This window comes from Nonomuraea sp. NPDC048916 (assembly GCF_040649575.1).
In the GTDB taxonomy this organism is placed as follows: domain Bacteria; phylum Actinomycetota; class Actinomycetes; order Streptosporangiales; family Streptosporangiaceae; genus Nonomuraea.
Genome location: NZ_JBEZFS010000039.1, coordinates 47,317 through 71,661, shown reverse-complemented (window position 1 = coordinate 71,661; position 24,345 = coordinate 47,317). Strand labels below are relative to the sequence as shown.

The window sequence follows — 24,345 nt, the reverse complement described above, 5'->3', positions numbered from 1 at the left end:
GACCATCTGCATCTCGGCGCGCAGGCGGTGAACCTCCTCACGCAGCCGCAACGCCTCGTTCTCGAGTTCGAGGATCCGCTTGATGCCGGCGAGGTTGATGCCCTCCTCCTGGGAGAGCCGCTGGACCTCGCGCAACTGGATGATGTCGCGGGTCGAGTAGAGGCGGCCGCGCCCCGCCGTACGTCCCGGGCAGACCAGTCCGAGCCGGTCGTACTGCCGCAGCGTCTGCGGATGCAGGCCGGACAGCTGGGCGGCGACCGAGATCACGTAGACGGGAGTGTCGTCTGACAGGTCGAAATAGCTGGCGTCCATCGGCTACTCGCTTCTGGCTCGCTGAATGAGATCGGCCCGCGGGTCGTCACCCGCGGTCGCGGTGTTGAACTCCGACAGGAGCTCACGCGACTTGTCGTCGAGCGTCTTGGGGACGACCACCTCGACACTGGCGAGCAGGTCTCCCTTGGTGCCGTCCTTGCGGGCGACACCCCGGCCGCGCACCCTGAACGTGCGCCCGTTGGGCGTGCCCGCGGGAATGCGCAGCGTGACCGGCATTCCCTTGAGGGTCGGAACCCTGATCTCGGCGCCGAGCGCGGCCTCCGTGAACGTCACCGGCACGACGATCGTGAGATTGTCGCCCATCCGGCCGAACACCGCGTGCGGCTTGACATGGGTCTGGATGTAGAGGTCTCCGGCGGGGCCGCCGTTCTCGCCCGGCGCGCCCTTGCCCTTGAGCTTGACCCGCTGGCCGTCGGCCACCCCGGCGGGAATGCGGGCCTGGATGGTGCGGGTGCTCTTGGCCCGGCCGTTGCCCTCGCACACGGGGCAGGGGTCGTCGACGAGCAGCCCGCGGCCCTTGCAGTCACGGCAGGGCTCGGAGAAGGCGAAGTTGCCGAGGTTGCGGCTCGCCGCTCCGGTGCCCTCGCAGGTCGGGCAGACCCGTGGGGTCGTGCCGGCTTTGGCTCCGGTGCCGCTGCACGCCGTGCAGGCGGCCGAACTGGTCAGCCGGAGCGACACCGTGCTGCCCTCGACCGCCTCGGTGAACGTCAGCGTGACCTCCGACTCGACGTCCTGCCCGCGGCGCGGCCGGGTCGAGCTGGTCGTGCGGGTGGAACCCCCGCGGTTGAACAGCCCGCCGAACAGGTCGCCGATGCGTTCTCCCGCACCGTGACCGCCCTGCTGGCCGGCCGTCCCGCCGAACAGGTCGCCGAAGTCGAATGGGAACCCGCCACCGCCGGGACGCTGGCCGCCGACACCGGACCCGAACAGCGTGCGCGCCTCGTCGTACTCCTTGCGGCGCTTGCTGTCGGACAGGATGTCGTAGGCCTCGGAGACCTCCTTGAACTTGGTCTCCTTGGCCGAGTCGCCCTGGTTGGTGTCCGGGTGATACTGCCTGGCCAGCTTCCGGTACGCCTTCTTGATCTCATCGGCGGTGGCGGTCTTGGGCACACCAAGGACGGCGTAGTAGTCCTTCTCCAGGTAGTCCTTGGTGCTCATCTATGGGCCCTTCGTTCTTTGTCAGTTGTCGTCGTCTTCGGACGCCGGGGGGGCGTCCTCAGGCTCGGCCACGGCCACCCGCGCCGGGCGCAGCAGCCGGTCACCCATCCGGTAACCCAGCTGCAACACCTCGATCGCGGTGGGCTCGGTCACGTCCGGCGAGTAGCTGTGCATCAGCGCCTCGTGGACGGTCGGGTCGAAGGGGTCGCCCTTCTGGCCGAACGGTGAGAGCCCGAGCTTGGTGAGCGTCGCTTCCAGTGACTCTGCCACCTTCGCGAAGCCTCCGGTGAGCTCGCCGTGGTCGCGGGCCCGCCCGATGTCGTCGAGCACGGGAAGGAGCTCCATCAGCGCGCCCGCGACAGCCTGCTCGCGGACCGCCATCCGGTCACGCTCGACCCGCTTGCGGTAGTTGGTGTATTCGGCCTGGAGGCGCTGGAGATCGGCGGTCCGCTCAGCGATCTGTGCCTTCAGCTCGCCGTCCTGGGCCGCGGCCTCAGGAGCGACGGACTGCTCGGGCTTGTCATCTGACGGCACGCGCACCTTTCCCGTCTCAGGGTCGATCTTGCGGTTGTCGCGGATCACCGGCTCCTCGTGCCCGTTTTCGCGCGGCAGCATCACTTGTCCTTCTTAGCCTGGTCGTCGTCCACGATCTCGGCCTCGACGACGTCCTCGTCGGCCTTGTCCTGCGCGTCACCCGGCGCGGCGCCCTGCGGAGCGCCCTCGCCGCCCGCGCCCTGGCTCTGGGCGTAGATCGCGGAACCCATCTTCTGGCTGACCGTGGCGAGCTTCTCCGCGGAGGTGCGGATGACGTCGGTGTCGGTGCCGTCGAGAGCCTTCTTCAGCTCGCTCAGCGCGTCGTTGACCTCGGTCTTGATCTCGCCGGGGACCTTGTCGTCGTTCTCGCGGAGGAACTTCTCCGTCTGGTAGGCGAGCCCGTCGGCGTTGTTGCGGACCTCGGCCTCCTCGCGGCGCTTCTTGTCCTCCTCGGCGTAGGACTCGGCCTCGCGCATCATCCGATCGATGTCGTCCTTCGGCAGCGCGGAGCCGCCGGTGATCGTCATCGTCTGCTCCTTGCCCGTGCCCAGGTCCTTGGCGGAGACGTTGACGATGCCGTTGGCGTCGATGTCGAAGGTGACCTCGATCTGCGGGATGCCGCGCGGCGCCGGGGCGATGCCGGTCAGCTCGAAGGTGGCCAGCTTCTTGTTGTAGGAGGCGATCTCGCGCTCGCCCTGGTAGACCTGGATCTGCACCGACGGCTGGTTGTCCTCGGCCGTGGTGAAGACCTCGGAGCGCTTGGTCGGGATCGTCGTGTTGCGCTCGATGATCTTGGTGAAGATCCCGCCCTTGGTCTCGATGCCCAGCGACAGCGGGGTCACGTCGAGCAGCAGGACATCCTTGACCTCGCCCTTGAGCACGCCGGCCTGCAGCGCGGCGCCGATGGCGACGACCTCGTCGGGGTTGACGCCCTTGTTGGGCTCCTTGCCGCCGGTCAGCTCCTTGACCAGATCGGTGACGGCGGGCATGCGGGTCGAGCCGCCGACGAGCACCACGTGGGCGATGTCGGAGAGCTTGACCCCGGCGTCCTTGATGACCTGGTGGAACGGGCCCTTGGTCCGCTCGAGCAGGTCGGCCGTCAGCCGCTGGAACTCGGCGCGCGTCAGCTTCTCGTCGAGGTGCAGCGGGCCCTCGGACGACGCCGTGATGTAGGGCAGGTTGATGTTGGTCTCGGACTGGCTGGACAGCTCGATCTTGGCCTTCTCCGCCGCCTCGCGGAGGCGCTGGAGGGCCATCTTGTCCTTGGACAGGTCGACGCCGTGGGCGTTCTTGAACCGGGTGACCAGCTCGTCGACGACCCGCTGGTCCCAGTCGTCGCCACCGAGGTGGTTGTCGCCGGAGGTGGCCTTGACCTCGACGAAGCCGTGGCCGTCTTCCTGGCCGACATCGAGCAGGGACACGTCGAAGGTGCCGCCGCCGAGGTCGAAGACGAGGATCGTCTGGTCCTTGTCCTTGTCGAGCCCGTACGCGAGAGCCGCGGCGGTGGGCTCGTTGATGATGCGGAGCACGTTGAGACCGGCGATGGTGCCGGCCTCCTTGGTGGCCTGCCGCTGGGAGTCGTTGAAGTAGGCCGGAACGGTGATCACCGCGTCGGTGATCTTCTCGCCCAGGTAGGCCTCGGCGTCCTGCTTGAGCTTCTGCAGGACGAAGGCGCTTATCTGCTGGGGAGAGAACTTCTTGCCGTCGATCTCCTGGGACCAGTTGGTGCCCATCTCGCGCTTGACGGAGCGGATGGTCCGGTCCACGTTGGTGACGGCCTGGCGCTTGGCGACCTCGCCGACCAGGACCTCGCCGTTCTTCGCGAAGGCGACCACGGACGGCGTGGTCCGCGAGCCCTGCGCGTTGGCGATGACGGTGGGCTCACCGCCCTCGAGGATCGAGACGACGGAGTTGGTCGTCCCAAGGTCGATACCTACCGCACGTGCCATGAGTACGTCCTTGTAGTCAAAGTTGAGTCGGTCTGACTCAACCTACGAATGCCTGATCGGTTTGTCAAACGACTTGAGCCTACTCGACTCAACCTAGCTGACGCGCCACGCATTCCGGCTTTCGCGCGAGAAAAACCCCGGCACGCGAGGTTCCGTGCCGGGGTCGGTCCGTACGGCTCAGCCGACGGGGGTGTTCGATGTATCGCAACAAACCGATCAGTTGTCACCGGGGTTGCCCGAAGCTGGGCAGTCAGGATTCGTCGGGGTTGCGCCAGGTCCGGTCAGGACTTGCCGCCGTCCACGAGCTTGCGCTTGCCGAGCGGCGTCTTGAGCTTGACCGTCGTGGTCTTCTCGATGGCGATCATGATGCAGGCGACGTCCTTGGCCGTGGGAGCCGTCCCCTCGTACAGGGTGATGGTCACCCGCTTGCGGGTCTCCTTGACCTTCACCCGGTCGAGCACGGTGCAGGGGGCCACGCCCGACGACCAGACCAGCTGGACTTTCCGCCCCTTCGACACGGACTTGGCCTTGGTCCACGGGACCTTGCGGGTGTTGATCGCGTCGCCGGTGGGCTTGACCGGCTCCGGCCCCTTGGGGACGGAGGTGGTGGGAGTCGTCGACACCGCGGAGGCCGACACCGGCGTGTCGGGAACCGACGTGCCGGGAGCGGAGGACGCCGCGCCGGGCGACGCCGTGCCGCAACCCGTCGCGAGCACCAGACACCCGGCCAGAAGAGTCGCTGTCATCGTGCGCATACCCATACGACGAACGGGGCCGCCCACAGGTTCATCCGCCAGATCCAGCGGCCGTCGTCCGGTGAAGTTAGGGTTGGACCCGTGCTCCGTCAGGCCCTGCTGGCCGTCTCCAGAAGCGGGCGCGCCGAGCGCCTCGTGTCCACCTCGCCGCTGACCAAGGACGTGGTCAGGCGCTACGTCGCCGACGACGTCGGCGCGGTCGTGTCAGAGCTGACCCGCGACGGCCTGCTCGTCTCGGTCGACCACCTGGGTGAGGAGGTCACCGACAGGGCCCAGGCGGAGGGCGAGGTCCACGCCTATCTCGCGCTGCTCGGCCGGCTGCCCGAGGGCGCCGACGTCTCCGTCAAGCTGACCGCGCTGGGGTTGCGCCTGGGAGAGCAGCTCGCGCTCGACAACGCCGCCACCATCTGCGAGCACGCCGCCCTCCGGGGCATCACGCTCACGCTCGACGCCGAGGAGCACGACACGATCCCCGGGCTGCACTTCGTGCACGCGACGCTGCGCAAGGAGCACCCCGGGGTGGGGATCGTGGTGCAGGCCTACCTGCCCGACGCGCGGGAGCGCTGCGCGAGACTCGCCGAGCTCGACGGCGCCAGGGTGCGGCTCTGCAAGGGCGCCTACACCGCGCCGGGGGCCTACACGTCCGCGGGCGACATCGACCGCTCGTTCGTACGCTGCCTCAGGGTGCTGATGTCGGGCGCCGCCTACCCGATGGTCGCCACGCACGATCCGCGCCTGGTGGAGATCGCCTCGACGCTCGCGGTGCTCCACGGGCGCGACACCTCGGCCTTCGAGCACCAGATGCTCTACGGCGTGCGCTCCGAGGAGCAGCGGCGGCTGGCGGCGCTGGGCAGCCGGATGCGCGTCTACGTGCCCTACGGCGCCGACTGGTACCCCTACCTCATGCGCCGCCTCGCCGAACGCCCCCGCAACCTGGCCTTTTTCCTGCGGTCGCTGCTGAGCAGGCGTTGACCGGTCGGTAGGCTGCTGGCGTGATTGCGATTCTGGGCACCGGCAAGATGGGTGAGGCCCTGCTGTCCGGTCTGCTGCGGGCGGGGTTCAAACCGGGCGACATCCTGGCCACCACCCGCAGGTCCGAGCGGGCGCAGGCGCTGCGCGAGTCCTACGGCGTGCGCACCGTCACCAACGCCGAGGCCGCCAAGGCCGCCGACACGCTGATCCTGGCCGTCAAGCCGCAGGACATGGCGGCGCTGCTGACCGAGATCGCCCCCTACGTGCCCGCCGACCGCCTGGTCATCACCGCCGCCGCCGGCATCACCACGGCCTTCGTCGAGCAGCGGCTCGGCGTCGAGGTGCCCGTGGTCAGGGTCATGTCCAACACGCCGATCCGCTTCGACGAGGCGATGAGCGTGATCTCGGCGGGCGCCCACGCGGGCGAGGAGCATCTCAGGCTCACCGAAGCCCTGCTCAAGCCGGTCGGCAAGGTGCTGCGCATCCCCGAGTCGCAGCAGGACGCGGCCACGGCCCTGTCGGGCAGCGGCCCCGCCTACTTCTTCTACCTGGTCGAGGCCATGGTCGATGCGGGCATCCTGCTCGGCATGCCGAGGGCCGCGGCGCTCGACATGGTCATCCAGTCCATCGTGGGCGCGGCCGTGATGCTGCGCGACTCGGGCGAGCATCCGGTGATCCTGCGCGAGGCCGTCACCTCGCCCGGCGGCACCACGATCGCGGCGATCGCCGAGCTCGAACGGCACAGCGTGCGCGCCGCCTTCCTGGCCGCCATCGAGGCGGCCCGCGACCGCGGCCGCGAGCTCGCCGCGGGCTGACCGGCGAGCCCGGAAAGCGTCTGAGAGCTGCGCGAAGGTCGTAGGCGGGGAGTTCCCCCGCCGCCCGGGTGACCAGGTCCTTACGATGGGTCGGGTGACGATTCGTCGCGGTATCCCCCCGCTGCTCGTCTTACTCGCTCTCACCGGCTGCACCACCGAAGAGCCGGCCGCCATCCAACTCGCCACGGTCGGGCGCGCCCCGGTCACCGAGGTCGTCGAGGCTCCGGCCACGATCGGCGCCCGTGCCACGGCGACGCTGCGCTCGCCCGCCCAGGGCACGATCGCCAAGCTGTACGTCCGCGAAGGCCAGCAGGTCGCCAAGGGCCAGACGCTGGTCAAGATCCGTTCGCCCCAGGCCGAGGACCAGCTCAAGCAGGCTCGCGCGGCGGCCAAGCTGGCTTCCCCGGCCACCCCGAGCATCGGCCGCCCCACGGTCCGGCTCGCCTCCTTCGACACCAGGGCCTTCGACGCCAAGGTGCGCAAGCACTTCGCCCGGGCGCGCAAGGAGGCGAAGAAGATCCGCGACGCCCAGGCCCGCGAGCAGCTGCTCAGCGCGATCGACCTGGCCCAGGCCCAGCACCGGGCGCAGACCAGGGCCCTGGCGTCGATCACCGCGCAGCTCAACCGCTCGATCAACAGCGTGCTGTCCGGGGTCACCAGCGGGCTCGGCGGGCTGACCTCCTCGATGGCGTCCCTCCAGGCGGCGTCCGGTTCGCAGGCCAAGGCCGCGGTCAGGGCGGCCGAGGGCACGGTCAAGTCGCTCACGGTCAAGGCGCCGTTCGCGGGGGTGGTCACGCTCGGCCGCGCGTCGGGCGGTGGCGGCACGGGCGATCTCAGCGGTCTGCTCAGCGGGCTTCCCGGCGGCGGCCGGCAACTGCCCTCGGTTCCCTCCAGCGACTCCGGCGGCGGCAGCCCGGTGGCGACCGGCGTGCCCGTGTCGGCGGGCGACTCGATCGTCACCGTCACCGACATCTCCAGGCTCACGCTGTCCGCCGACATCGACGAGACCGACGTCCTGCTGGTCAAGAAGGGCACCAGGGCCACGGCCGAGCTCGACGCGGTGCCCGGCGCGGCCTACACGGCCCGCGTGACCGGCATCGGCGTCACCCCCAAGGAGGGCACGACCGGCGGCGTGAGCTATCCGGTGCAGCTCTCGCTCGGCGCCGGCGCCTTCGACGACGGCGCCGAGGCGCCCACCCCCAAGCCGGGGATGAGCGCGGTGGCGCGGCTGACCGTCCGGGAGTCGCCGTCGGCCATCGCCGCCCCCGCCTCGGCGATCGTCACCAGCGGGCGCGAGAGTGTGGTCTGGCTGGACCGGAACGGCGTGGCCGAACGCCGCGTGGTCAAGCTGGGCGCCCAGGGCGAGGCGGTGGTCGAGGTGCTCGCAGGGCTGTCGGTCGGCGACCGGATCGTGGTCAAGGGCGCCGACTCGGTACGGCAGGGCCAGAGCCTGTCATGACACCCGCGATCGAAGCGGTCGATCTCACCCGGCGCTACCAGCTCGACGGCGTGACCGTCGAGGCGCTGCGCGGAGTCTCGCTCCGGATCGACCAGGGCGAGTTCGTCGCCATCATCGGCCCGTCCGGCTCCGGCAAGTCGACGCTCATGCACCTGCTCGGCTGCCTCGACCGGCCCACCTCGGGCGTGCTCCGGGTGAACGGGGTGGAGATGTCGGGCCTGTCCGACACCGAGCTGGCCGAGCTGCGCAACCGGACCATCGGCTTCGTCTTCCAGTCCTTCCACCTGCTGGCCAGGACCACGGCGCTGGACAACGTCGCGCTGCCCCTGGTCTACCGGGGCATCGGCAGGGCCGAGCGGCGCGCCAGGGCGAAGGAGGCGCTGGAGTCCGTTGGGCTCGGTCACCGGATGGAGCACCGGCCGTCGCAGATGTCCGGCGGTGAGCAGCAGCGGGTGGCCATCGCCCGGGCGCTGGTGGGCGAGCCCAAGGTGCTGCTGGCCGACGAGCCCACCGGCAACCTCGACACCCGCAACGGCGCCGAGGTGATGGCCATCCTCGACCGGCTCAACGGCGAGGCCGGGGTGGCCGTGGTGCTGGTCACGCACGAGCCGGAGATCGCGGCTCACGCCAGGCGGCAGATCCACGTCCGCGACGGGCTCATCGAGCTCGACACCCGCGAGGGAGCGCCGTCGCCTGAACCGAGGAGTGCCGGGAGCGACCAGAGCGACGAGGGAAGGCGGCGGATCCCAGCGACCGAGCCGCCGAACGAAGTGAGGCCACGAACATGAGGGGGCGCGAGGCGTTCGCCATGGCGCTGGAGGCGCTGCGGGTCAACCGGCTGCGCAGTGTCCTCACCATGCTCGGCGTCATCATCGGCGTGCTGGCCGTGGTGATCCTGGTGGCCGTCGGCACCGGCGCGAAGGACGCGGTCGAGAAGCAGATCTCCGGTCTCGGCACCAACATCATCCTGGTGGTGCCGGGCCAGCTCAGTGTGGGCGCGGCGCCGACGCAGAGCAGGCTGAGCCTGGCCGACGTGGCCTACGTGCGCCGCGTGGTCGGCGACCCGGCCAAGGTGACGGTCTCGCTCCAGTCGGGGGAGACCGTACGGGTGGGCCGTACCGAGGCGTTCGTCACGATCATCGGCACCGACCAGAACCTCACCAACATCTTCCAGCGGCCGCTCGCCAAGGGCCGCACGCTGAGCGAGACCGACGTCGACACCCGGCGCCGGGTGGCCGTGCTCGGCGCGGAGGTGGCGACCACGATGTTCGGCGACATCGACCCGATCGGCCGCCAGGTGTCGATCTCGGGGGCCAGGTTCCGGGTGGTCGGCGTCTACGCGACGGTCGGCCAGACGTTCGGGCTCTCGCGTGACCAGGAGGTGCACGTCCCGGTGACGACGGCGCAGCGGATGCTCGGCATCGACCGGGTCAACGGGCTCGCGGTGGGCGCCTCCGGACCCGACGAGATCGAGCGGTTGCAGGAGCGGGTGGTGGCCGCGCTCGTCGAAAGGTATCCGGGGGAGAAGTTCTCCGCCGTCACCCAGACCCAGCTGCTGGGCACGATCGGCAGTGTCCTCGGCATGCTCACCGGGGTGCTGGCCGCCATCGCGGGCATCTCGTTGCTCGTCGGCGGGGTGGGGGTGTCCAACATCATGCTGGTCAGCGTGCGCGAGCGGACCCGCGAGATCGGGCTGCGCAAGGCGCTCGGCGCGAGGCAGCGTGACGTGCTGGCCCAGTTCCTCATCGAGGCGGTGCTGCTGACCACGATCGGCGGCGTGATCGGCATCGCGCTGGGCGTCGGCGGCGCGCTGACCATCAGGTCGCTCACCGAGGTGCCCGCCTCGATCACCTGGTGGTCCATCGCGCTGGCCTTCGGGGTGTCGGTCGCGGTGGGCGTGTTCTTCGGCGTCGCCCCGGCGCGGCGGGCCGGCCGGCTCGACCCCGTCATCGCCCTCCGCGCCGAATGACGCCGGGGAGATGCCTGAGGTGACGCCGAGGAGGCGGGGTGATGCCGGGGTGGCGCCGAGGAGCCGGGGATGCCGGGGTGACGCCGAGCGGTCACGCGTCCCGCCGTCGCATCAGGACGGCCGCGACGACCAGGGTGACCGCGATCCAGGCCAGGTAGACGCCGAACCCGCTCCACGGGCCGAGCGGGTTCTCCGCCACCGGCATCGCGACCTGCAGGCCGGCGTTGGAGGTGAAGTGGTTGTGCACGGCGGCGCCCCACTCGCCGGGCAGGATCCTCGTCAGCTGCGGCAGCACGAGGATGAGGCCGATGGCCGCCACGATCGCGCCGGGCGTGTGCCGTACGAGGGTGCCGAGCGCCAGCCCGAACAGTCCCGACGCCGTCAGGTAGAGCCCGGTGCCGGTGACGGCCCGCAACGTGCCGGGGTCGCCGAGCGAGGGCCCGTCGAGGATCGCCTGCGCGATGACGAAGGTGGCGAACGAGGAGGCCATGCAGACGACCAGCGCCACCGCGGTGAAGACGACGATCTTGCCGGAGAGCAGCCGCAGCCGCTTGGGCACGGCCATCAGCGAGGTGCGGATGGAGCCGGTCCGATACTCGCTGGAGACGACCAGCACGCCCAGCGTGGCGATGGCCAGCGAGGCGAACGTCAGGCCGGCCAGGCTGATCCGGGTGGCGTCCATGGCGTCCACGGGCCCGTCGGCGGAGCCGGCCACCGCGATCGACAGCAGGATGCCGATGCCCAGCATCAGCAGCGCCGTGGTGGCCAGGGTCCACACGGTCGAGCGGACCGAGCGCATCTTGGTCCATTCGGAATTGAGGATCTCCATCATGACGAGAACTCCAGACTGTCCTTGGTGAGCTCCATGTAGGCGGCTTCGAGCGAGGGCTGGACGAAGGTCAGCTCCTCCAGCGGCAGTCCCGCCCGTGCGGTGATCGTGCCGATCTCGAGCGGGGTCATCCCGGTCACGCGCAGGTGGCCGGCGTGCGGCTCACCGATCTTGATCAGCTCCGCCACCTCGTCCAGGCGCGGCGAGCGTACCCGCACGTAGCCCTGCGAGCTGCGCCCGATGAACTCCTCCACGCTGGTGTCGGCGATCAGCCTGCCGCGGCCGATCACCACCAGGTGGTCGGCGGTCTGGGCCATCTCGCTCATCAGGTGACTGGAGACGAAGACCGTGCGGCCCTCGGCGGCCAACTGGCGCATGAACGTGCGGATCCACAGGATGCCCTCGGGGTCGAGCCCGTTGACCGGCTCGTCGAAGAGCAGGATCTCCGGGTCGCCGAGCAGCGCGGCGGCGATCCCGAGGCGCTGCGACATGCCGAGGGAGAAGCCGCCGATGCGCCGCCTGGCCACCTCGCGCAGCCCGACCATCTCCAGCACCTCCTCGACCCTGTTCGCGGGGATGCGGTTGCTCTGGGCGATGGCCAGCAGGTGGTTGCGGGCGCTCCGGCCGCCGTGCACGGCCTTGGCGTCCAGCAGCGCGCCGACCTTGCGCAGCGGGTGCCGCACCTCCTGGTACGGCTTCCCGTCCACGAGCACCGTGCCGCCGGAGGGCCGGTCGAGGCCGAGGATCATGCGCATGGTGGTGGATTTTCCGGCGCCGTTGGGCCCGAGGAACCCGGTCACCTGGCCGGGCTCGACGTCGAAGGACAGGTCCGATACGGCGACGGTCCGGCCGTAGCGTTTGGTCAGGTTCGTTGCCCGAATCGCGGTCATGACTCCAGCATGGCCGTGATGATCGTCGATTTCGTCGTGCTGGAGAACCGTTCGGGAGGCGTGTCTCTGGGACCCCGGTCCTACTCTCCAGGGGTGATCAGGCCCGCCTCGTAGGCGACGATCACGGCTTGGGCCCGGTCCCTGACGTCGATCTTGGCGAACAGGTTCGTCACGTGGTTCTTCACGGTCGACGGTGAGACGCCCAGCTCGCCGGAGATCTCGCCGTTGGACCTGCCGCGCGCGATCAGCACCAGGATCTCCCGCTCGCGCTCGGTCAGCTCGGTCAGCCCGTCCCACCCGTCCGGCCCGGCGGGGGGCGCCGGCCGCTCCGGTCGTGAGGCGCGGACGAACGTGCCGATCAGGCGGGTGAGCAGGCGCGGCGCGACGGCCGACTCGCCTCGGTGCACCACTCTGACGGCCTCGACCAGCTCCTCCGGCGAGACGTCCTTGGGCAGGAACCCGCCGGCGCCCGCCCTGAGCGCGGCCACCACGTTCTCGTCGAGGTCGAACGTGCTCAGCGCCAGCACCCGCACGCCGGGCAGCTCGGCGGTGATCAGCTCGGTCGCGCGCACGCCGTCGAGGCCGGGCATGTGCAGGTCCATCACCACCACGTCGGGCCGCAGACGCCGGCTCAGCTCGACCGCCTCGGCGCCGTCGCCGGCCTCGCCGACCACGCTCAGGTCCGGCTGGGCGTCGAGCATCAGCCTGAAGCCCATCCGCACCAGCGCGTGGTCGTCCACCAGCAGCACCGTGATCACGACTGCTCCAGCGGGATGCGGGCGTGCACCCGGAAGCCGCCCTCCGGGCGCGGGCCCGTGTGCAGCTCCCCGCCGCACAGCGCCACCCGCTCGGCCATGCCGCTGAGCCCGAATCCCGGCACGCCGTCCGGCTCGGCGGATCCGTCGTCGACCACCTCGACCTCGACCGCCTTGGCCCGGTAGGTCAGCAGGACGCTGGCCCGCGCGCCCGAGGCGTGCTTGCGCGTGTTGGTCAGCGCCTCCTGCACGATGCGGTAGACGGCGTGATCCACGGCCGTGGGCAGCGGGGTCACCTCGCCGGTCACGGTCAGGCTGGCCGGCAGCCCGGCCGTCATGGCCTCCTTGACCAGCGCCGACAGCCGGGCGGCGCCGACCCCGGTCGCGGCGTCGGCGCCGTCGCCGCCGTCGGCCCTGAGCACGTCGAGCAGCTGCCGCATCTCCGCCAGCGCCTGGCGGGCCGTCCCCTCGGCGCCGGCCAGCGCCTCCCGGGTGACCTCGTGTCCCGGCGGAAGCGTGGCCCTGGCGCCGCCGACCAGGGCGTTGATCACGCTGAGGTGGTGGGCCACGACGTCGTGCAGCTCCCTGGCGATGCGCCGCCGCTCGGCGCGGACCGCGTTGTCGGCCGCCTCGCGTCGCTCGCGTTCCCCGAGCTCGGCGCGGGCCCTGACGAGCTGGCCCACGCCGACGAACACCAGGACGTAGACGACGGCCGGCACCAGGGCCCCGGGGCCCGGCGTGGCCAGCTGGGACGCCGCGCCGTACGCCAGGGCGGCGGGCCCCGCGGTGAGCGCGGCCGTCCGGCCCGGGGTGTAGCGGCCCACGCTGTAAAGGGCGATGGCCCCGGGCAGGCTGTTGGCCGTGATGACGCCGAAGCCCGTGCCGAGGATGTCGAGCGTGACGACGATCGCCGTGACGGGGACCGGCCTGCTCCGCCGTACGAGAAGGGGGAGCGAGGTGACGATGAAGAGCGCCGCACCGGCGGCGACGTCCCGGTGGCCCTGAAGCAACACCGAGATCATCCCCGCGCAGGCGACGCCGACCAGCACGACGACCATCGTGGTGTCGAAGATCCGCGGGCGCATGAGGAAACGCCATGCCGTCGTGACGCGACGCACCAAGCGCATGAGCAGACCTTACGCGGAAAGGTAGCCATATTTCGCTCGGGTGACCGGCCTTCCCGTGTGGACGGCCGCAGTTGACGCTGCGGTAACGTCGCCCCTGAGGGCGAGGGACGGGAGCACGCATGAGTCGGACGGCACGGGTCATCTGGGACGACGCCCTGACCGCGTACAACTTCGGGCCCAGCCACCCGCTCGCTCCCGTCAGGGTGGAGCTGACGATGGCGCTGGCGCGCGAGCTGGGCGTGCTGGACAAGGTCGAGCTGGCCGGTTGCGCGCCCGCGAGCGACGACGAGCTGGCCATGGTGCACAAGCGCGGCTACATCGAGGCGGTCAAGGGGGTCTCCGCGACGGGGGCCCCCGATCTCTCGGTGGGCCTCGGCACTCCCGACAATCCGGCGTTCGCGGGGGTCCACGAAGCGTCCGCGCTGATCGCCGGCGCCTCGCTGGCCGCCGCCCGCGCGGTCTGGGAGGGCACGGCCGAGCACGCGGTCAACGTGGCCGGCGGTCTGCACCACGCGATGGCGTCCGTGGCCAGCGGCTTCTGCGTCTACAACGACCCGGCGCTGGCCATCGCCTGGCTGCTCGCCCAGGGCACGAGCCGGATCGCCTACGTCGACGTCGACGTGCACCACGGCGACGGCGTGCAGGCGCTGTTCTACGACGACCCGCGGGTGCTGACGATCAGCCTGCACGAGAGCCCGCGCACGCTGTTCCCCGGCACCGGGTTCCCTTCGGAGACCGGCGCCGACGGCACGGCGGTCAACGTGGCGCTCCCTGCGGGCTGCGGCGACTCGGGCTGGCTGCGGGCCTTCGACGCGGTGGTGCCGCCGCTGCTGCGTGAGTTCGCGCCGGAGATCCTGGTGACCCAGCACGGCTGCGACAGCCACGCGCTCGACCCGCTCGCCAACCTGATGCTCAGCCTCGACGGCCAGCGAGCCTCCTACGCCGCCCTGCACCGGCTGGCCCACGAGACGGCCGGAGGGCGCTGGATCGTGACCGGCGGTGGTGGTTACGAGCTCGTCCAGGTGGTGCCCCGGGCCTGGACCCACCTGATCGCCGAGGTCGCGGGGCATCCTCTCGATCCGGCCACTCCGACCAGCCACGACTGGCGGCGGCTGGCCAGGGAACGTACGGGGGAGATGCCACCGCTCACGATGACCGACGGCCGTAATCCGGAATTTCGTGATATGTCCAGCGGTTATGACCCTGCGGACCCTATAGACCGTGCGATCATGGCGACCCGAAACGCGGTCTTCCCTTTGCACGGCCTCGACCCGATGCCCTAGCGAGGAAAGCTGTGCTGAGCCGCGACCAACTCCGCGAGCACCTGATCCGTACCCGCATCGCCGGTGACGTCGCCACCCCCCGGGAGAACAACCTCGACCACTACAGCTCGCTGGCCAACCACGACCCCTACTACATGCTGGGTCTCACCTTCGAGCAGCCGTGGTCCTACCGCGACATCCTCGCCACGATGGTCAAGTCGGCCGGTGTGATCGCCGATCCCGACCACCGCTGGGGCCAGGACACCATCGACCCCGAGCGGACGATCGACGCGCTCGACGCCATGGCCGACCGCATCGCCGCGGCGCTGTCGCGCGACCAGCCCAGGCTGCTGTTCGCCACCGGCCACCCCACCGGCCTGCTGGCCATTCACCAGCCGCTGGCCAGGTTCGCCGCCGCGCGCGGAGCCACGCTGCTGACGCCCGCCGAGGGCTGGGCCTACTCGGGCTCGGGGTTCGGCCGCCGGCGCCGGATCCGCTACCTCGACGACGTCGCGATGCTCGACGACAAGGGCGGGTTCGTGCACACCCACGACTCGGCTCCGATGGAACGGATGCTGAGCGAGCTCGGCGACCTGCTGCCCGACCTGGTGATCGCCGACCACGGGTGGGCGGGAGCGGCGGGTGAGGCCGGAGTGCCCACGGTGGGCTTCGCCGACAGCAACGATCCGGGGCTCTTCCTGGGAGAGGCGGAGGGGAAGCTCGACGTGGTCGTGCCCCTGGACGACAACGTGCTACCCCGCTATTACGGGCCGCTGACCGACCGTCTGGTCACACGCGTCTCACGAGCCCTTTGAGTCATATTCGGTCCTCCCGATACCGTCTTTTCGCGCCTGCATTCCAAGAGGCTCGCAGTCCCTTTGCCAACTTTTGATGGGGCCTGGGCGACTCTTATGTGTGACATGTTGGACAGTTCCAACGTGTCGGCGAGGTGCTCGGCCAGGCTGCTGGCCAGCGATTTCGTTGGTCTGGCTGACAGGTGGCTCCGCGAACTGAGAAACTAGGGGGTTTGCGCACTCGGAGTCCCGACTTACGCTGACGGCAGTACACGTGCGTGAGCAATGGCACCAGTGGGGATAACCCGGAAACACGTGCGGAAGAGGCGTCCGATGGCTGCAGGCGAAAGACCTCTCAGCGAGGTGAAGTTCCTGACTGTGGCGGAAGTGGCCACGGTCATGCGGGTCTCGAAGATGACCGTGTACCGGCTGGTGCACTCTGGCGAGCTGCCGGCGATACGAGTAGGCCGGTCGTTCAGGGTGCCTGAGCAGGCGGTCCACGACTATCTCCGGGAGGCCTACATCGAGGCAGGTTGATGCTGGAGTAGCGGCGTGGACCGTACGCCGTGAATACCGTCGCGGGAGAGGTCCGGCCGGCGCGACGCGGCCGGGCTCTCACCCCAAGGGGCGATCTACCATGGATCGCCGGTAGTCTGTGATCCGGTGTGCGCTCGCACATCGATTTCAGCCTTGCTACCAGTACCTGGGGGTCCCGTGGGCTCTGTGATCAAGAAGCGCCGCAAGCGGATGGCCAAGAAGAAGCACCGCAAGCTGCTCAAGAAGACGCGCATCCAGCGGCGTAACAAGAAGTAACAGACGCAGCTGTGAGGCGCTGATGACCCACACCGTGCTAGTCACCGGGGTCTCGCGCCACATAGGCGCCCGGGTGGCGAGCGTTCTCGCGGCGGACCCGGACGTCAGCCGCGTCATAGGAGTCGACACCGTGCCGCCGCCCTCGCTGACGCGAGATGGCGGCGTCTCTCTGGGCCGGACGGAGTTCGTCCGGGTGGATCTTCGCAGCCCCGACATCGCCCAGGTGATCGCGGCCGCGGACATCGACACCGTTGTGCACATGAGCCTGGTGAGCGCTCCGTCGAGGGGCACCGGCCGGGCACTGATGAAAGAGCACAACGTCATCGGAGCCATGCAGCTGCTCGGCGCCTGCCAGCGGTCGGCGACCGTGCGGCGCGTGGTGGTGCGCTCGACCACCGCGGTCTACGGCTCCTCGCCGAGGAACCCAGCGGTGTTCACCGAGGACATGGAGCCGCACGACGGCCCCGTCCACGGTTACGCCAAGGACGCGGCCGAGGTCGAGGGCTACGTGCGGGGTTTCGCGCGCCGCCGTCCCGACGTGGCCGTGTCGCTGCTGCGCTTCGCCAACTTCATGGGTCCCGGCGTCGACTCGCCGCTCACCCGCTACTTCACCCAGCCGGTGCTGCCGACCGTGTTCGGCTTCGACCCCCGCCTGCAGTTCGTCCACGAGGACGACGCGGTCGAGGTGTTCCGGCGGATGGCGAAGGAAGATCACCCCGGCACGTTCAACGTGGCCGGGGCAGGTGTGCTGCTCCTGTCGCAGTGCGCGCGCCGGGCCGGGCGGGCGTCGCTGCCGCTGTTCGCGCCGGTCTTCCGCACGCTCGGCGACGTCGTACGCCGGGTGGGGCTGGTCGACTACTCGCCCGAGCAGGTGCGGCTGATGAGCCACGGCCGCGCGGTCGACTCCGGCAGGCTGGAGTCCGAGCTGGGCTGGAAGCCCAAGTTCACGACCGGCGCGGCCTTCGAGGACTTCCTGCGCTCGCGCGGGCTGCATCCGTTCGGAGGTGCTCGGCGGTGAGTGTTCCCGAGGACGAAGACGCACGCGTGATCCCGATCAGCGCGGCGCCCTCCTACGACGAGCCCGATCCCATGGCCAGGGCGCTGGCCTTCATCCGCAGGCGGATCAGCGGCGACTACGAGGTCGACGAGTTCGGCTACGACGCCGAGCTCACCGACAAGGTGCTGCTGGAGCTGATCCGGCCGCTCTACCACCACTGGTTCAGGGTCGAGACGTCCGAGCTGAAGCACGTGCCCGAGGAGGGCGGCGCGCTCATCGTGGCCAACCACTCCGGCACCCTGCCGGTCGACGCGCTGATGATGCAGGTGGCGCTGCACGACGAGGTGGGCAGGCCGCTCCGGCTGCTCGGCGCCGACCTCGTCTACCAGTTGCCCGTGCTCGCCCACCTGTCGCGCAAGACCGGCCACACGCTGGCCTGCCCCGAGGACGCCGACCGGCTGCTGCGCAAGGGCGAGCTGGTCGGGGTGTTCCCCGAGGGCTACAAGGGCGTGGGCAAGCCGTTCTCCGAGCGCTACAAGCTGCAGCGGTTCGGCCGGGGCGGGTTCGTGGCCTCGGCCATCCGCGCGGGCGTGCCGATCGTGCCCACCGCCATCGTGGGGGCCGAGGAGATCTATCCCAAGATCGGCGACCTGGCGTTCCTGGCCAGGATGCTCGGGCTGCCCTACCTGCCGATCACCCCGTTCTTCCCCCTGCTCGGCCCGCTCGGGCTGGTGCCGCTGCCGTCGAAGTGGCTGATCGAGTTCGGCGAGCCGATCCGCACCGACGAGTACGATCCGTCGGCCGCCGACGATCCGATGGTGGTGTTCAACCTCACCGACCACGTCCGCGAGGTCGTCCAGCAGATGCTCAACGAGCTGCGGCTGCGCCGCGGTCACGCGTTCCCGCCGTTCCTCTGACCGGGCCCGATCCGGACGAGCCGTGAACCCGTACGACGGGTTGTGGCGAGACATGCGTGACCGACTTCCCCCCACAGAAGGGCGGAGATGATCACGCAACCCGCCACCAGGGACGCGGACGCCGACCTCGTCAGCGCCTCCTGGACCCAGCCGGAGGCGTTCGCCGAGCTGTTCGACCGCTACTCCGCCATGCTCTACAGGTACGTCTCCAAGCGGCTCGGCCCCGAACCCGCCGAAGACCTCGTCGGCGAGACGTTCCTGGTCGCCTTCTCCCGCCGCAGGAGCTACGACCTGGCCTACACCGACGCCAGGCCGTGGCTCTTCGGCATCCTCACCAAGCTCATGTCCCGCCACCACCGCACCGAGGCGGCCCGCTATCGCGCGCTGCTGCGGGCGCCGGTCGACGGGCACGTGGAGTCTCCGGCCGACCGGGTGGCCGCCGGGGTGACGGCGCGGGCCTCACGCCCGGTTCTGGTCAGCGCGCTCGCGGCGCTCCCGGCCAAGGACCGTGACGTCCTGCTGCTGATCGCCTGGGGTGATCTGACGTACGAGGAGGTCGCGCGGGCGCTCGGAATCCCGGTCGGGACCGTGCGCTCCCGCCTCAACAGGGGCAGGCGGAAGGTACGCGCGGCTCTCGGTGACACCAACCCGATGATCGAGGAGGAGTGACGATGGACGACCTGAGGATGCTCCGCGATCTCGGCAGGGAGCTGGAGAGCCGGCCGCCCGCGACGATGGTCCGGCAGCGCGAGCGCATGCTGCGGGGTGGGTCGCGGCGCCGGCTGACCCGCCGATGGACCGGCCGATGGGCCGGCTGGTGGGCGGCCGGGCTCGTCGCCGTGACCACCGCCGCCGTGGTGGCGGTGCCGTCCGTGCTGGTCAGCGTCCGCCACACGGCCGCGCCCCCGGCGGGCGCGCGCGTCGCGGACGTGTCGGGCGCGCGCAACGTGCTGGTGATCGGCTCGGACACCCTGGAAGGTCCCGGCAACGCGGCGTACGGCCCCCAGGCGGCCAGGCGCAACGCGGGCAAGCGGGCGGACACCATCGTGCTCGTCCACCTGTCCGCCGGCAGGAAGAAGGCGACCGCGGTCAGCATCCCCCGCGATTCGCTGGTGCCGATCCCGCGCTGTTCCTCCGCACCCGCCACGACCGCCATGATCAACTCCGCGTACGACAAGGGCGGAGCCGCGTGTCTCGGCGCGACGCTGGAGCAGCTGACCGGACTGACCATCGACCACTCGGTGGAGGTGGACTTCGCCGGGTTCAAGGGCATGGTGGACGCGCTCGGCGGCGTGGAGGTCACCCTGCCGACGGCCGTGAACGACAAGGCGTCGAAGCTCGACCTGCCCGCGGGCAGGAGCCTGGTCAACGGTGAGCAGGCTCTCGGCTTCGTCCGGCTGCGGCGTTACGGCGACGGCTCCGACATCCAGCGCATCAAGCGGCAGCAGCAGCTCATGCTGGCCATGCTGGAGAAGGTGCGGAGTCAGGTGGTCGAGCCCGCCAAACTCAACGCGTTCCTCGGCGAGGTGGGCAGGTCCGTGAAGACCGATCTGGACATGGAGTCGATGTACGAGCTGGCCAGGAGCCTGTCGAAGGCCGAGGTGAGCTTCCTGACGGTGCCGTGGCTTCCCCATCCTGATGACCCCCACCGGATCCAGTGGAAGCAGCCGGAGGCGGACAGGCTCTTCGAGAGGCTGAAGTCGTCTCATTAGACGATCAGCCGCGGAGTGGGTCGCCTGATCGGGCCGGAACACCCCGAGACCGCTGACAGGGCGCTGCGCGGCCTACTGCGTGGAGCGGTAGTGCCTGCGGAGCGCCATGCCCGCGGCGACGCCCCCGGCCACCGCGCCCACGCCCGCGGCGATCGGCAGCGCGGCCAGCGTCGCCTTGCGGCCGGTGCGGAAGTCCTTGACCGGCCAGCTCTGCTGCCTGGCGTATTCGCGCAGCTCGCTGTCGGGGTTGATGGCCACCGCGTGGCCGACCAGCGAGAGCATGGGCAGGTCGTTGGCCGAGTCGCTGTAGGCGGTGCACCTGGTGAGGTCGAGGCCCTCCCTGCGGGCCAGTGCCCGCACCGCCTCGGCCTTGGCCGGGCCGTGCAGCAGGTCGCCGACCAGCCGCCCGGTGTAGACGCCGTCGGTGCTCTCCGCCACGGTGCCGAGCGCTCCGGTCAGGCCGAGCCGCTGGGCGATGACCCTGGCCAGCTCGACGGGTGTGGCGGTGACCAGCCAGACCCGCTGGCCGGCGTCGAGATGGCTCTGCGCGAGGGCCCGGGTGCCGCCCCAGATGCGGTCGGCCATCACCTCGTCGTAGATCTCCTCACCGAGTCGTACGACGTCGTCGACCTTGGCGCCGGCGACGAAGGCCAGCGCGGTCTCGCGGGCGACCGCGATGTGGTCGGGGTTCTCGTTGCCGCGCAGCCGGAACACCGCCTGGCCGACGGCGAACTTGAACAGGTCGGAGGTGGTGAACATGCCGCGCGTGGCGAGCCCTCTGGCGAAGTGGTAGATGGAGGCGCCGCGCATCATCGTGTTGTCGACGTCGAAGAAGGCCGCCGCCTGCAGGTCGGGCTCGGCCGGCGGCGCCGTCACGGCCGCCGCCGCCGCGGCCTCTCCGGCGATCTCCGCTTCTGCCTGGTGCCGTCGTCGCATTAGCCGCCACATGTGCGTCAGCTTACCCAGAAGGGGCTACGAGACCTTCGATGTAATCCAGGTAACCGGTGGCCTGGTCCTGGTGCACCTCGTTCAGTTGCTCGAGCATCGGCTCGACCATGTCGCGCTGGTCCTTGGCGAAGGAGTCGATCTTGGGGGAGCGCGGCTCCGCCCGCTCCAGCCTGCTGATGCCCGAGCGGGTCGAGTCCTCCATGTCCTGGAGCGTCTTGGTGACCAGCGGCCCGTCGCCCGTGGAGCCGAGGAGCTGGGCGACCTCGGCCGCGCGGTTCTTGGCCGAGTCGAGCTCGCGCTCGGCCCGCTCGACGTCGTCGTTGCTGAGCCGGACCAGCGTGCTCTCCGCGGCGCGCTTGAGCGGATACAGCGTGTCGCCCGGCACCGCCTGGTAGGTGGCGAAGGCCGACAGCATCATGGCCGCCGCCAGTCCCAGCGTGGACACCTGGGAGAACCAGGAGATCCGCCGCGGCGGGCGGCGGTGTCCGCGGCGCGCGGGCCGCGGCGCCGGCTCGGGAGCGGGAGGGCCCGACAGGAGCTCGCGGCGGAGCCGATCGCGGAAGGCGGCCGCCGGTCTGCCGCCCAGAGGGAGCCTCCGCAGCTCCGTGAGTTGATCCAGCACCTTCTCGCGCGATCTGCGCGACCTACCCATGACCGCTCCCTGACGCCCCCGGAAAAAGATCCTGCTGTGACACATGCCTAACGAAGGGATACTGCGGGAGGTTACGCGAGGTCGTGACGGAGAGCCCTGGCGAGTGCACGGATCGCACGGAACTGCAGCGCTTTGATCGCTCCACTCTTCTTCCCCATGATCAATGCCGTCTCCGCCAGCGACAGCCCGTGCAGGAAACGCAGGACCACGCACTCCTGTTGGTCGGGATTGAGATCGCGGACCGCTCGCAGGACCCGGTCGTTGATGATCGCCGTGACCACGGCGTTCTCCGGGATGTGCGGCCCGTCGAGCGGGACGTCGATCACCTCGCCCGTCGGGATCTCCAGCCGGTAGCGCCCGGACTTGAAATGGTCGGCCACCAGGTTGCGCGCGATGGTCACCAGCCAGGCGCCGAAGTCGCGCCCCTGCCAGGTGAAATCGGTGATGTGACGCAACGCCCGCAGGAACGTCTCACTCGTGAGATCCTCCGCGAGCGGGTGCGACCCCACCCGGAAATAGATGTAGCGATAGACCAGATCCACATAGCGGTCATAGAGCGTGCCAAAAGCCTCCGAGTCGCCGGTTTTGGCATGTAACACCAGCGTACGAAGGTCGTCGGGCATCTCTTCGCGCACAGCAGGCTCGGTCGTCCGGGCGGGGCCAGCGACCGCTGGAGTGAGCAGCCCGGCGAACGGCCACGAGTCAGGCATCCGGTATCCCTACGGGTAAGGGGTGCGGCGTGCTCGAACACTCTAGAAATCAACTGGAAATTCCACAATCCGCTTCCCTGAGGCATGACTTGCCGTAACCGGCGGATAGCGTGTGGATCGATCCGTTCCCTCTTCGGCTACCGGCTGGGAGGCATAGTCCGGCAGCATTGGAGTCACCATGGAGATCCTCGTTGCTGTCATCGCCTTCGCCGGTGCTCTCCTCGCCGCGATCGCAGCCGGTGCGCTGGTTCGCCGGCTGCGCGACGAGCCCGAGGGGTGGTTGATCGCCTGGACCGTCGCGGTGGCCGCGCTGTGCCTGTCGCTCGCGATGATCGCGATCGGCCACCTGGTGGGATTCGGGTCGGTCACCTTCAAGCTCTACCAGCTCACCGGGTCGCTCCTGGCGCCGCTCTGGCTGTCGATCGGCCTGATCCAGCTGCTCGCCGAGAAGGTGCCGCCGAAGTTCGCCGCCTGGCTCTACGGCATCGCGTTCACCATCGTCTCCGGCGTGATCCTGCTCGTCGATCCGGTGCGCAAGACCGACGACATGACCAAGGCGCTGCCCACGGCCGCCGGGCACTGGGGGCTCATCCCCGACAAGCTGCTGATCGGCGCCCACACCATCACCGGGCTCATCCTGCTGGGCGCCCTGGTGGTCGCGGCGCTCCGGTGGCGCGACGGCGACGACTACGACACCGACAACCTGCACGCGGTGCTGGTCATCGTGCCGTCCAGCCTGGCGCTCCTGGGCGCGATGCGCTTCGCGGTGCCGGGCCTGTTCACGACGGCGCTGCTCGTCGTGGCCGCCGCCGCGATCTGGTATTCCGTGCTGCGCCCGCTGGCGCCGTACGACGACGAGGAGGAGGACGACGACGAGATGATCGCCCCCCGGCGGGCCGAGCGAGCCCAGGCCGGCCACCGGGCCGTCCCGGCACCCCAGCCGCGGCCCGACCCTGTCGTCGCGAGCGAGATGCCGCCGTCCGTCCAGCCCCGCAGGTCGTCCGGGCTGGGAGACCTGGTGGCCGAATACCGCGCGGGCGACCGCGAGGTCGACTACGCCGCGCGCATGGCGCCCCCACCCGAGTCGGGCCCCTCCACCGGCTACATCATGAACGGCAGGCACGGCACATCCGCGCCCGACTACGCCATGCCGGCGACCGGCGCGGTCTACCCCGGCGCCGAGCTGTTCGCCACCGGCGCCTACAGCGCGCAGCCGCAGCAGCCACCCCAGCCTCAGATCCAGCCTCAGGTCCAGCCCCAGGTCCAGCCCCAGGTCCAGCCCCAGGCCGTCTCCGGCAAGCCCTCGCCGAGCATCTACGGCATGCTGACCGTCTTCACGCTCATGGACGGCTCGGGTGAGGCGTTTGACCGGCTGGCCGAGCAGACCGTCGAGGCGGTGCGGCGCGGCGAGCCCGACACGCTGATCTACGCCTGCCACGCGGTCAAGTCGGCCCCCCTGCAGCGCATCGTCTACGAGCTCTACCGAGACGAGGTGGCCTACCGCGACCACCAGCGCCAGCCGCACGTGGAGCGCTTCGTCAACGACCGCCAGGCCATGGTGCTGGCCACCAACATCATCGAGCTCAACGTCAACGCGGCCAAGGTCGTGCCGCTGCCGACCGCGATGTTCTAGACGGCTCTAGACGTTACGCTCGCCGAGCGCGGCCCGCAGGCGCTCCTCGGAGACCCGCCAGAAGTCGTGCTGGACCCCGTCGACAAGTGTGACGGGAATCATCTCCCAGTATTTCTCCCGCAGCTCGTCGGAGGTGTCGATGTCGACCTCCTCCCACGGCACACCCAGCTCACCGGCCACCCGGGCGATGACCGCTCGGGCGTCGTCACACAGGTGACAGCCGGGTCGGCTGAGCAAGGTGATGTGATGCATGACTCCACCGTAGCGCCACACTTTGTGCGTCGGTTCACAAAGGGATTAACCTGAAAGACGGTTCTATCCCATCGCGGTCACCGACCGCCCGCTTCCCTGGAGCTCCGGCA

The 24,345-nt window shown here is 70.1% G+C and carries 26 protein-coding genes and 1 pseudogene; 14 read left to right on the top strand and 13 right to left on the bottom strand.

Going from position 1 to position 24,345, the window contains the following annotated elements:
* Positions 1-9: 9 nt before the first annotated feature.
* From AB0C16_RS32340 to AB0C16_RS32320, 5 genes and pseudogenes are all read right to left on the bottom strand, one after another.
* A pseudogene (locus AB0C16_RS32340) lies at positions 10-312 on the bottom strand (helix-turn-helix transcriptional regulator); the annotation flags it as partial.
* A 3-nt stretch (positions 313-315) separates the two neighbouring features.
* On the bottom strand, positions 316-1,491 hold the full coding sequence (dnaJ, locus tag AB0C16_RS32335) for a molecular chaperone DnaJ (RefSeq protein ID WP_357688502.1): 1,176 nt from the start codon (positions 1,489-1,491) through the stop codon (positions 316-318).
* 21 nt (positions 1,492-1,512) lie between these two features.
* Positions 1,513-2,106: a nucleotide exchange factor GrpE gene (gene grpE / locus AB0C16_RS32330; RefSeq protein WP_357688500.1), complete on the bottom strand. Its 594-nt coding sequence runs from the start codon at positions 2,104-2,106 to the stop codon at positions 1,513-1,515.
* Positions 2,106-3,974 (bottom strand): molecular chaperone DnaK, encoded by a 1,869-nt coding sequence (dnaK, locus tag AB0C16_RS32325; RefSeq protein WP_357688498.1) that lies wholly within the window; start codon positions 3,972-3,974, stop codon positions 2,106-2,108. Before dnaK ends, grpE begins: the two co-directional genes overlap by 1 nt.
* Before the next feature lie 281 nt (positions 3,975-4,255).
* Complete coding sequence (locus AB0C16_RS32320) at positions 4,256-4,720, bottom strand: hypothetical protein (RefSeq protein WP_357688496.1); 465 nt, start codon at positions 4,718-4,720, stop codon at positions 4,256-4,258.
* 90 nt (positions 4,721-4,810) lie between these two features.
* Between AB0C16_RS32320 and AB0C16_RS32315 the strand changes: the two genes are divergently transcribed.
* From AB0C16_RS32315 to AB0C16_RS32295, 5 genes are all read left to right on the top strand, one after another.
* Positions 4,811-5,701, top strand: coding sequence for a proline dehydrogenase family protein (locus AB0C16_RS32315; protein ID WP_357688494.1), 891 nt, complete (start codon positions 4,811-4,813; stop codon positions 5,699-5,701).
* 20 nt (positions 5,702-5,721) lie between these two features.
* Complete coding sequence (gene proC / locus AB0C16_RS32310) at positions 5,722-6,516, top strand: pyrroline-5-carboxylate reductase (protein WP_357688492.1); 795 nt, start codon at positions 5,722-5,724, stop codon at positions 6,514-6,516.
* 94 nt (positions 6,517-6,610) lie between these two features.
* The gene (locus tag AB0C16_RS32305) at positions 6,611-7,975 is read left to right on the top strand and encodes an HlyD family efflux transporter periplasmic adaptor subunit (protein ID WP_357688490.1); all 1,365 of its coding nucleotides are present in this window, start codon (positions 6,611-6,613) and stop codon (positions 7,973-7,975) included.
* Positions 7,972-8,763 carry an ABC transporter ATP-binding protein gene (locus AB0C16_RS32300; RefSeq protein WP_357688488.1) on the top strand — a complete coding sequence of 264 codons (792 nt, stop codon included), beginning with the start codon at positions 7,972-7,974 and terminating at the stop codon, positions 8,761-8,763. The genes AB0C16_RS32305 and AB0C16_RS32300 overlap by 4 nt, the downstream gene beginning before the upstream one ends.
* Positions 8,760-9,944, top strand: coding sequence for an ABC transporter permease (locus AB0C16_RS32295; RefSeq protein ID WP_357688486.1), 1,185 nt, complete (start codon positions 8,760-8,762; stop codon positions 9,942-9,944). Before AB0C16_RS32300 ends, AB0C16_RS32295 begins: the two co-directional genes overlap by 4 nt.
* A gap of 91 nt (positions 9,945-10,035) precedes the next feature.
* On the opposite strand, the gene AB0C16_RS32290 is transcribed toward AB0C16_RS32295, so the two are convergent.
* The 4 genes from AB0C16_RS32290 to AB0C16_RS32275 form a co-directional block, all read right to left on the bottom strand.
* Positions 10,036-10,776 carry an ABC transporter permease subunit gene (locus AB0C16_RS32290; protein WP_357688484.1) on the bottom strand — a complete coding sequence of 247 codons (741 nt, stop codon included), beginning with the start codon at positions 10,774-10,776 and terminating at the stop codon, positions 10,036-10,038.
* Positions 10,773-11,663 (bottom strand): ABC transporter ATP-binding protein, encoded by an 891-nt coding sequence (locus tag AB0C16_RS32285; RefSeq protein ID WP_357688482.1) that lies wholly within the window; start codon positions 11,661-11,663, stop codon positions 10,773-10,775. The genes AB0C16_RS32290 and AB0C16_RS32285 overlap by 4 nt, the downstream gene beginning before the upstream one ends.
* Positions 11,664-11,743: 80 nt before the next feature.
* Positions 11,744-12,421, bottom strand: coding sequence for a response regulator transcription factor (locus tag AB0C16_RS32280; protein ID WP_357688480.1), 678 nt, complete (start codon positions 12,419-12,421; stop codon positions 11,744-11,746).
* Entirely contained in the window at positions 12,418-13,545 is a 1,128-nt protein-coding gene (locus tag AB0C16_RS32275) for a histidine kinase (protein ID WP_357688478.1), read from the bottom strand. Before AB0C16_RS32275 ends, AB0C16_RS32280 begins: the two co-directional genes overlap by 4 nt.
* Before the next feature lie 119 nt (positions 13,546-13,664).
* Here AB0C16_RS32275 and AB0C16_RS32270 point away from each other — a divergent pair, with 119 nt between their 5' ends.
* The 8 genes from AB0C16_RS32270 (at position 13,665) to AB0C16_RS32235 (ending at position 20,040) form a co-directional block, all read left to right on the top strand.
* Positions 13,665-14,828 carry an acetoin utilization protein AcuC gene (locus AB0C16_RS32270; protein ID WP_357688476.1) on the top strand — a complete coding sequence of 388 codons (1,164 nt, stop codon included), beginning with the start codon at positions 13,665-13,667 and terminating at the stop codon, positions 14,826-14,828.
* A gap of 11 nt (positions 14,829-14,839) precedes the next feature.
* Positions 14,840-15,622: a phosphatase gene (locus tag AB0C16_RS32265; protein ID WP_357688474.1), complete on the top strand. Its 783-nt coding sequence runs from the start codon at positions 14,840-14,842 to the stop codon at positions 15,620-15,622.
* Between the two features lie 312 nt (positions 15,623-15,934).
* A complete protein-coding gene (locus AB0C16_RS32260; RefSeq protein ID WP_043629748.1) occupies positions 15,935-16,138 on the top strand; it encodes a helix-turn-helix domain-containing protein in 204 nt (67 codons plus the stop codon).
* A 177-nt stretch (positions 16,139-16,315) separates the two neighbouring features.
* Entirely contained in the window at positions 16,316-16,414 is a 99-nt protein-coding gene (locus tag AB0C16_RS32255; RefSeq protein ID WP_018654693.1) for an AURKAIP1/COX24 domain-containing protein, read from the top strand.
* 22 nt (positions 16,415-16,436) lie between these two features.
* Complete coding sequence (locus tag AB0C16_RS32250) at positions 16,437-17,432, top strand: NAD-dependent epimerase/dehydratase family protein (protein ID WP_357688472.1); 996 nt, start codon at positions 16,437-16,439, stop codon at positions 17,430-17,432.
* Complete coding sequence (locus AB0C16_RS32245; RefSeq protein WP_357688470.1) at positions 17,429-18,328, top strand: lysophospholipid acyltransferase family protein; 900 nt, start codon at positions 17,429-17,431, stop codon at positions 18,326-18,328. The genes AB0C16_RS32250 and AB0C16_RS32245 overlap by 4 nt, the downstream gene beginning before the upstream one ends.
* 87 nt (positions 18,329-18,415) lie before the next feature.
* Complete coding sequence (locus AB0C16_RS32240; RefSeq protein ID WP_357688468.1) at positions 18,416-18,997, top strand: sigma-70 family RNA polymerase sigma factor; 582 nt, start codon at positions 18,416-18,418, stop codon at positions 18,995-18,997.
* 2 nt (positions 18,998-18,999) lie between these two features.
* Complete coding sequence (locus AB0C16_RS32235; RefSeq protein ID WP_357688466.1) at positions 19,000-20,040, top strand: LCP family protein; 1,041 nt, start codon at positions 19,000-19,002, stop codon at positions 20,038-20,040.
* A gap of 72 nt (positions 20,041-20,112) precedes the next feature.
* Here AB0C16_RS32235 and AB0C16_RS32230 read toward each other — a convergent pair whose 3' ends face one another.
* The 3 genes from AB0C16_RS32230 to AB0C16_RS32220 form a co-directional block, all read right to left on the bottom strand.
* Positions 20,113-20,976: an HAD-IB family hydrolase gene (locus AB0C16_RS32230; RefSeq protein ID WP_357688464.1), complete on the bottom strand. Its 864-nt coding sequence runs from the start codon at positions 20,974-20,976 to the stop codon at positions 20,113-20,115.
* Between the two features lie 22 nt (positions 20,977-20,998).
* On the bottom strand, positions 20,999-21,640 hold the full coding sequence (locus AB0C16_RS32225; RefSeq protein ID WP_357688462.1) for a DUF5667 domain-containing protein: 642 nt from the start codon (positions 21,638-21,640) through the stop codon (positions 20,999-21,001).
* 71 nt (positions 21,641-21,711) lie between these two features.
* Complete coding sequence (locus tag AB0C16_RS32220) at positions 21,712-22,350, bottom strand: sigma-70 family RNA polymerase sigma factor (RefSeq protein ID WP_357688460.1); 639 nt, start codon at positions 22,348-22,350, stop codon at positions 21,712-21,714.
* Positions 22,351-22,528: 178 nt separating this feature from the next.
* On the opposite strand from AB0C16_RS32220, the gene AB0C16_RS32215 reads away from it, so the two are divergent.
* Positions 22,529-23,983, top strand: coding sequence for an antibiotic biosynthesis monooxygenase (locus AB0C16_RS32215; protein WP_357688458.1), 1,455 nt, complete (start codon positions 22,529-22,531; stop codon positions 23,981-23,983).
* Positions 23,984-23,989: 6 nt separating this feature from the next.
* Here the strand turns inward: AB0C16_RS32215 and AB0C16_RS32210 are convergent, their stop codons facing one another.
* Complete coding sequence (locus AB0C16_RS32210; protein WP_357688456.1) at positions 23,990-24,235, bottom strand: glutaredoxin family protein; 246 nt, start codon at positions 24,233-24,235, stop codon at positions 23,990-23,992.
* Positions 24,236-24,345: the final 110 nt, after the last annotated feature.

Bases quoted from the DNA above. Each gene is read 5' to 3' on its own strand.
- dnaJ (WP_357688502.1), bottom strand. From the start codon at position 1,491: ATGAGCACCAAGGACTACCTGGAGAAGGACTACTACGCCGTCCTTGGT.
- grpE (WP_357688500.1), bottom strand. From the start codon at position 2,106: ATGCTGCCGCGCGAAAACGGGCACGAGGAGCCGGTGATCCGCGACAAC.
- dnaK (WP_357688498.1), bottom strand. From the start codon at position 3,974: ATGGCACGTGCGGTAGGTATCGACCTTGGGACGACCAACTCCGTCGTC.
- AB0C16_RS32320 (WP_357688496.1), bottom strand. From the start codon at position 4,720: ATGACAGCGACTCTTCTGGCCGGGTGTCTGGTGCTCGCGACGGGTTGC.
- AB0C16_RS32300 (WP_357688488.1), top strand. From the start codon at position 7,972: ATGACACCCGCGATCGAAGCGGTCGATCTCACCCGGCGCTACCAGCTC.
- AB0C16_RS32295 (WP_357688486.1), top strand. From the start codon at position 8,760: ATGAGGGGGCGCGAGGCGTTCGCCATGGCGCTGGAGGCGCTGCGGGTC.
- AB0C16_RS32290 (WP_357688484.1), bottom strand. From the start codon at position 10,776: ATGATGGAGATCCTCAATTCCGAATGGACCAAGATGCGCTCGGTCCGC.
- AB0C16_RS32285 (WP_357688482.1), bottom strand. From the start codon at position 11,663: ATGACCGCGATTCGGGCAACGAACCTGACCAAACGCTACGGCCGGACC.
- AB0C16_RS32275 (WP_357688478.1), bottom strand. From the start codon at position 13,545: ATGCGCTTGGTGCGTCGCGTCACGACGGCATGGCGTTTCCTCATGCGC.
- AB0C16_RS32270 (WP_357688476.1), top strand. From the start codon at position 13,665: ATGAGTCGGACGGCACGGGTCATCTGGGACGACGCCCTGACCGCGTAC.
- AB0C16_RS32260 (WP_043629748.1), top strand. From the start codon at position 15,935: ATGGCTGCAGGCGAAAGACCTCTCAGCGAGGTGAAGTTCCTGACTGTG.
- AB0C16_RS32250 (WP_357688472.1), top strand. From the start codon at position 16,437: ATGACCCACACCGTGCTAGTCACCGGGGTCTCGCGCCACATAGGCGCC.
- AB0C16_RS32240 (WP_357688468.1), top strand. From the start codon at position 18,416: ATGATCACGCAACCCGCCACCAGGGACGCGGACGCCGACCTCGTCAGC.
- AB0C16_RS32235 (WP_357688466.1), top strand. From the start codon at position 19,000: ATGGACGACCTGAGGATGCTCCGCGATCTCGGCAGGGAGCTGGAGAGC.
- AB0C16_RS32230 (WP_357688464.1), bottom strand. From the start codon at position 20,976: ATGCGACGACGGCACCAGGCAGAAGCGGAGATCGCCGGAGAGGCCGCG.
- AB0C16_RS32225 (WP_357688462.1), bottom strand. From the start codon at position 21,640: ATGGGTAGGTCGCGCAGATCGCGCGAGAAGGTGCTGGATCAACTCACG.
- AB0C16_RS32220 (WP_357688460.1), bottom strand. From the start codon at position 22,350: ATGCCTGACTCGTGGCCGTTCGCCGGGCTGCTCACTCCAGCGGTCGCT.
- AB0C16_RS32215 (WP_357688458.1), top strand. From the start codon at position 22,529: ATGGAGATCCTCGTTGCTGTCATCGCCTTCGCCGGTGCTCTCCTCGCC.
- AB0C16_RS32210 (WP_357688456.1), bottom strand. From the start codon at position 24,235: ATGCATCACATCACCTTGCTCAGCCGACCCGGCTGTCACCTGTGTGAC.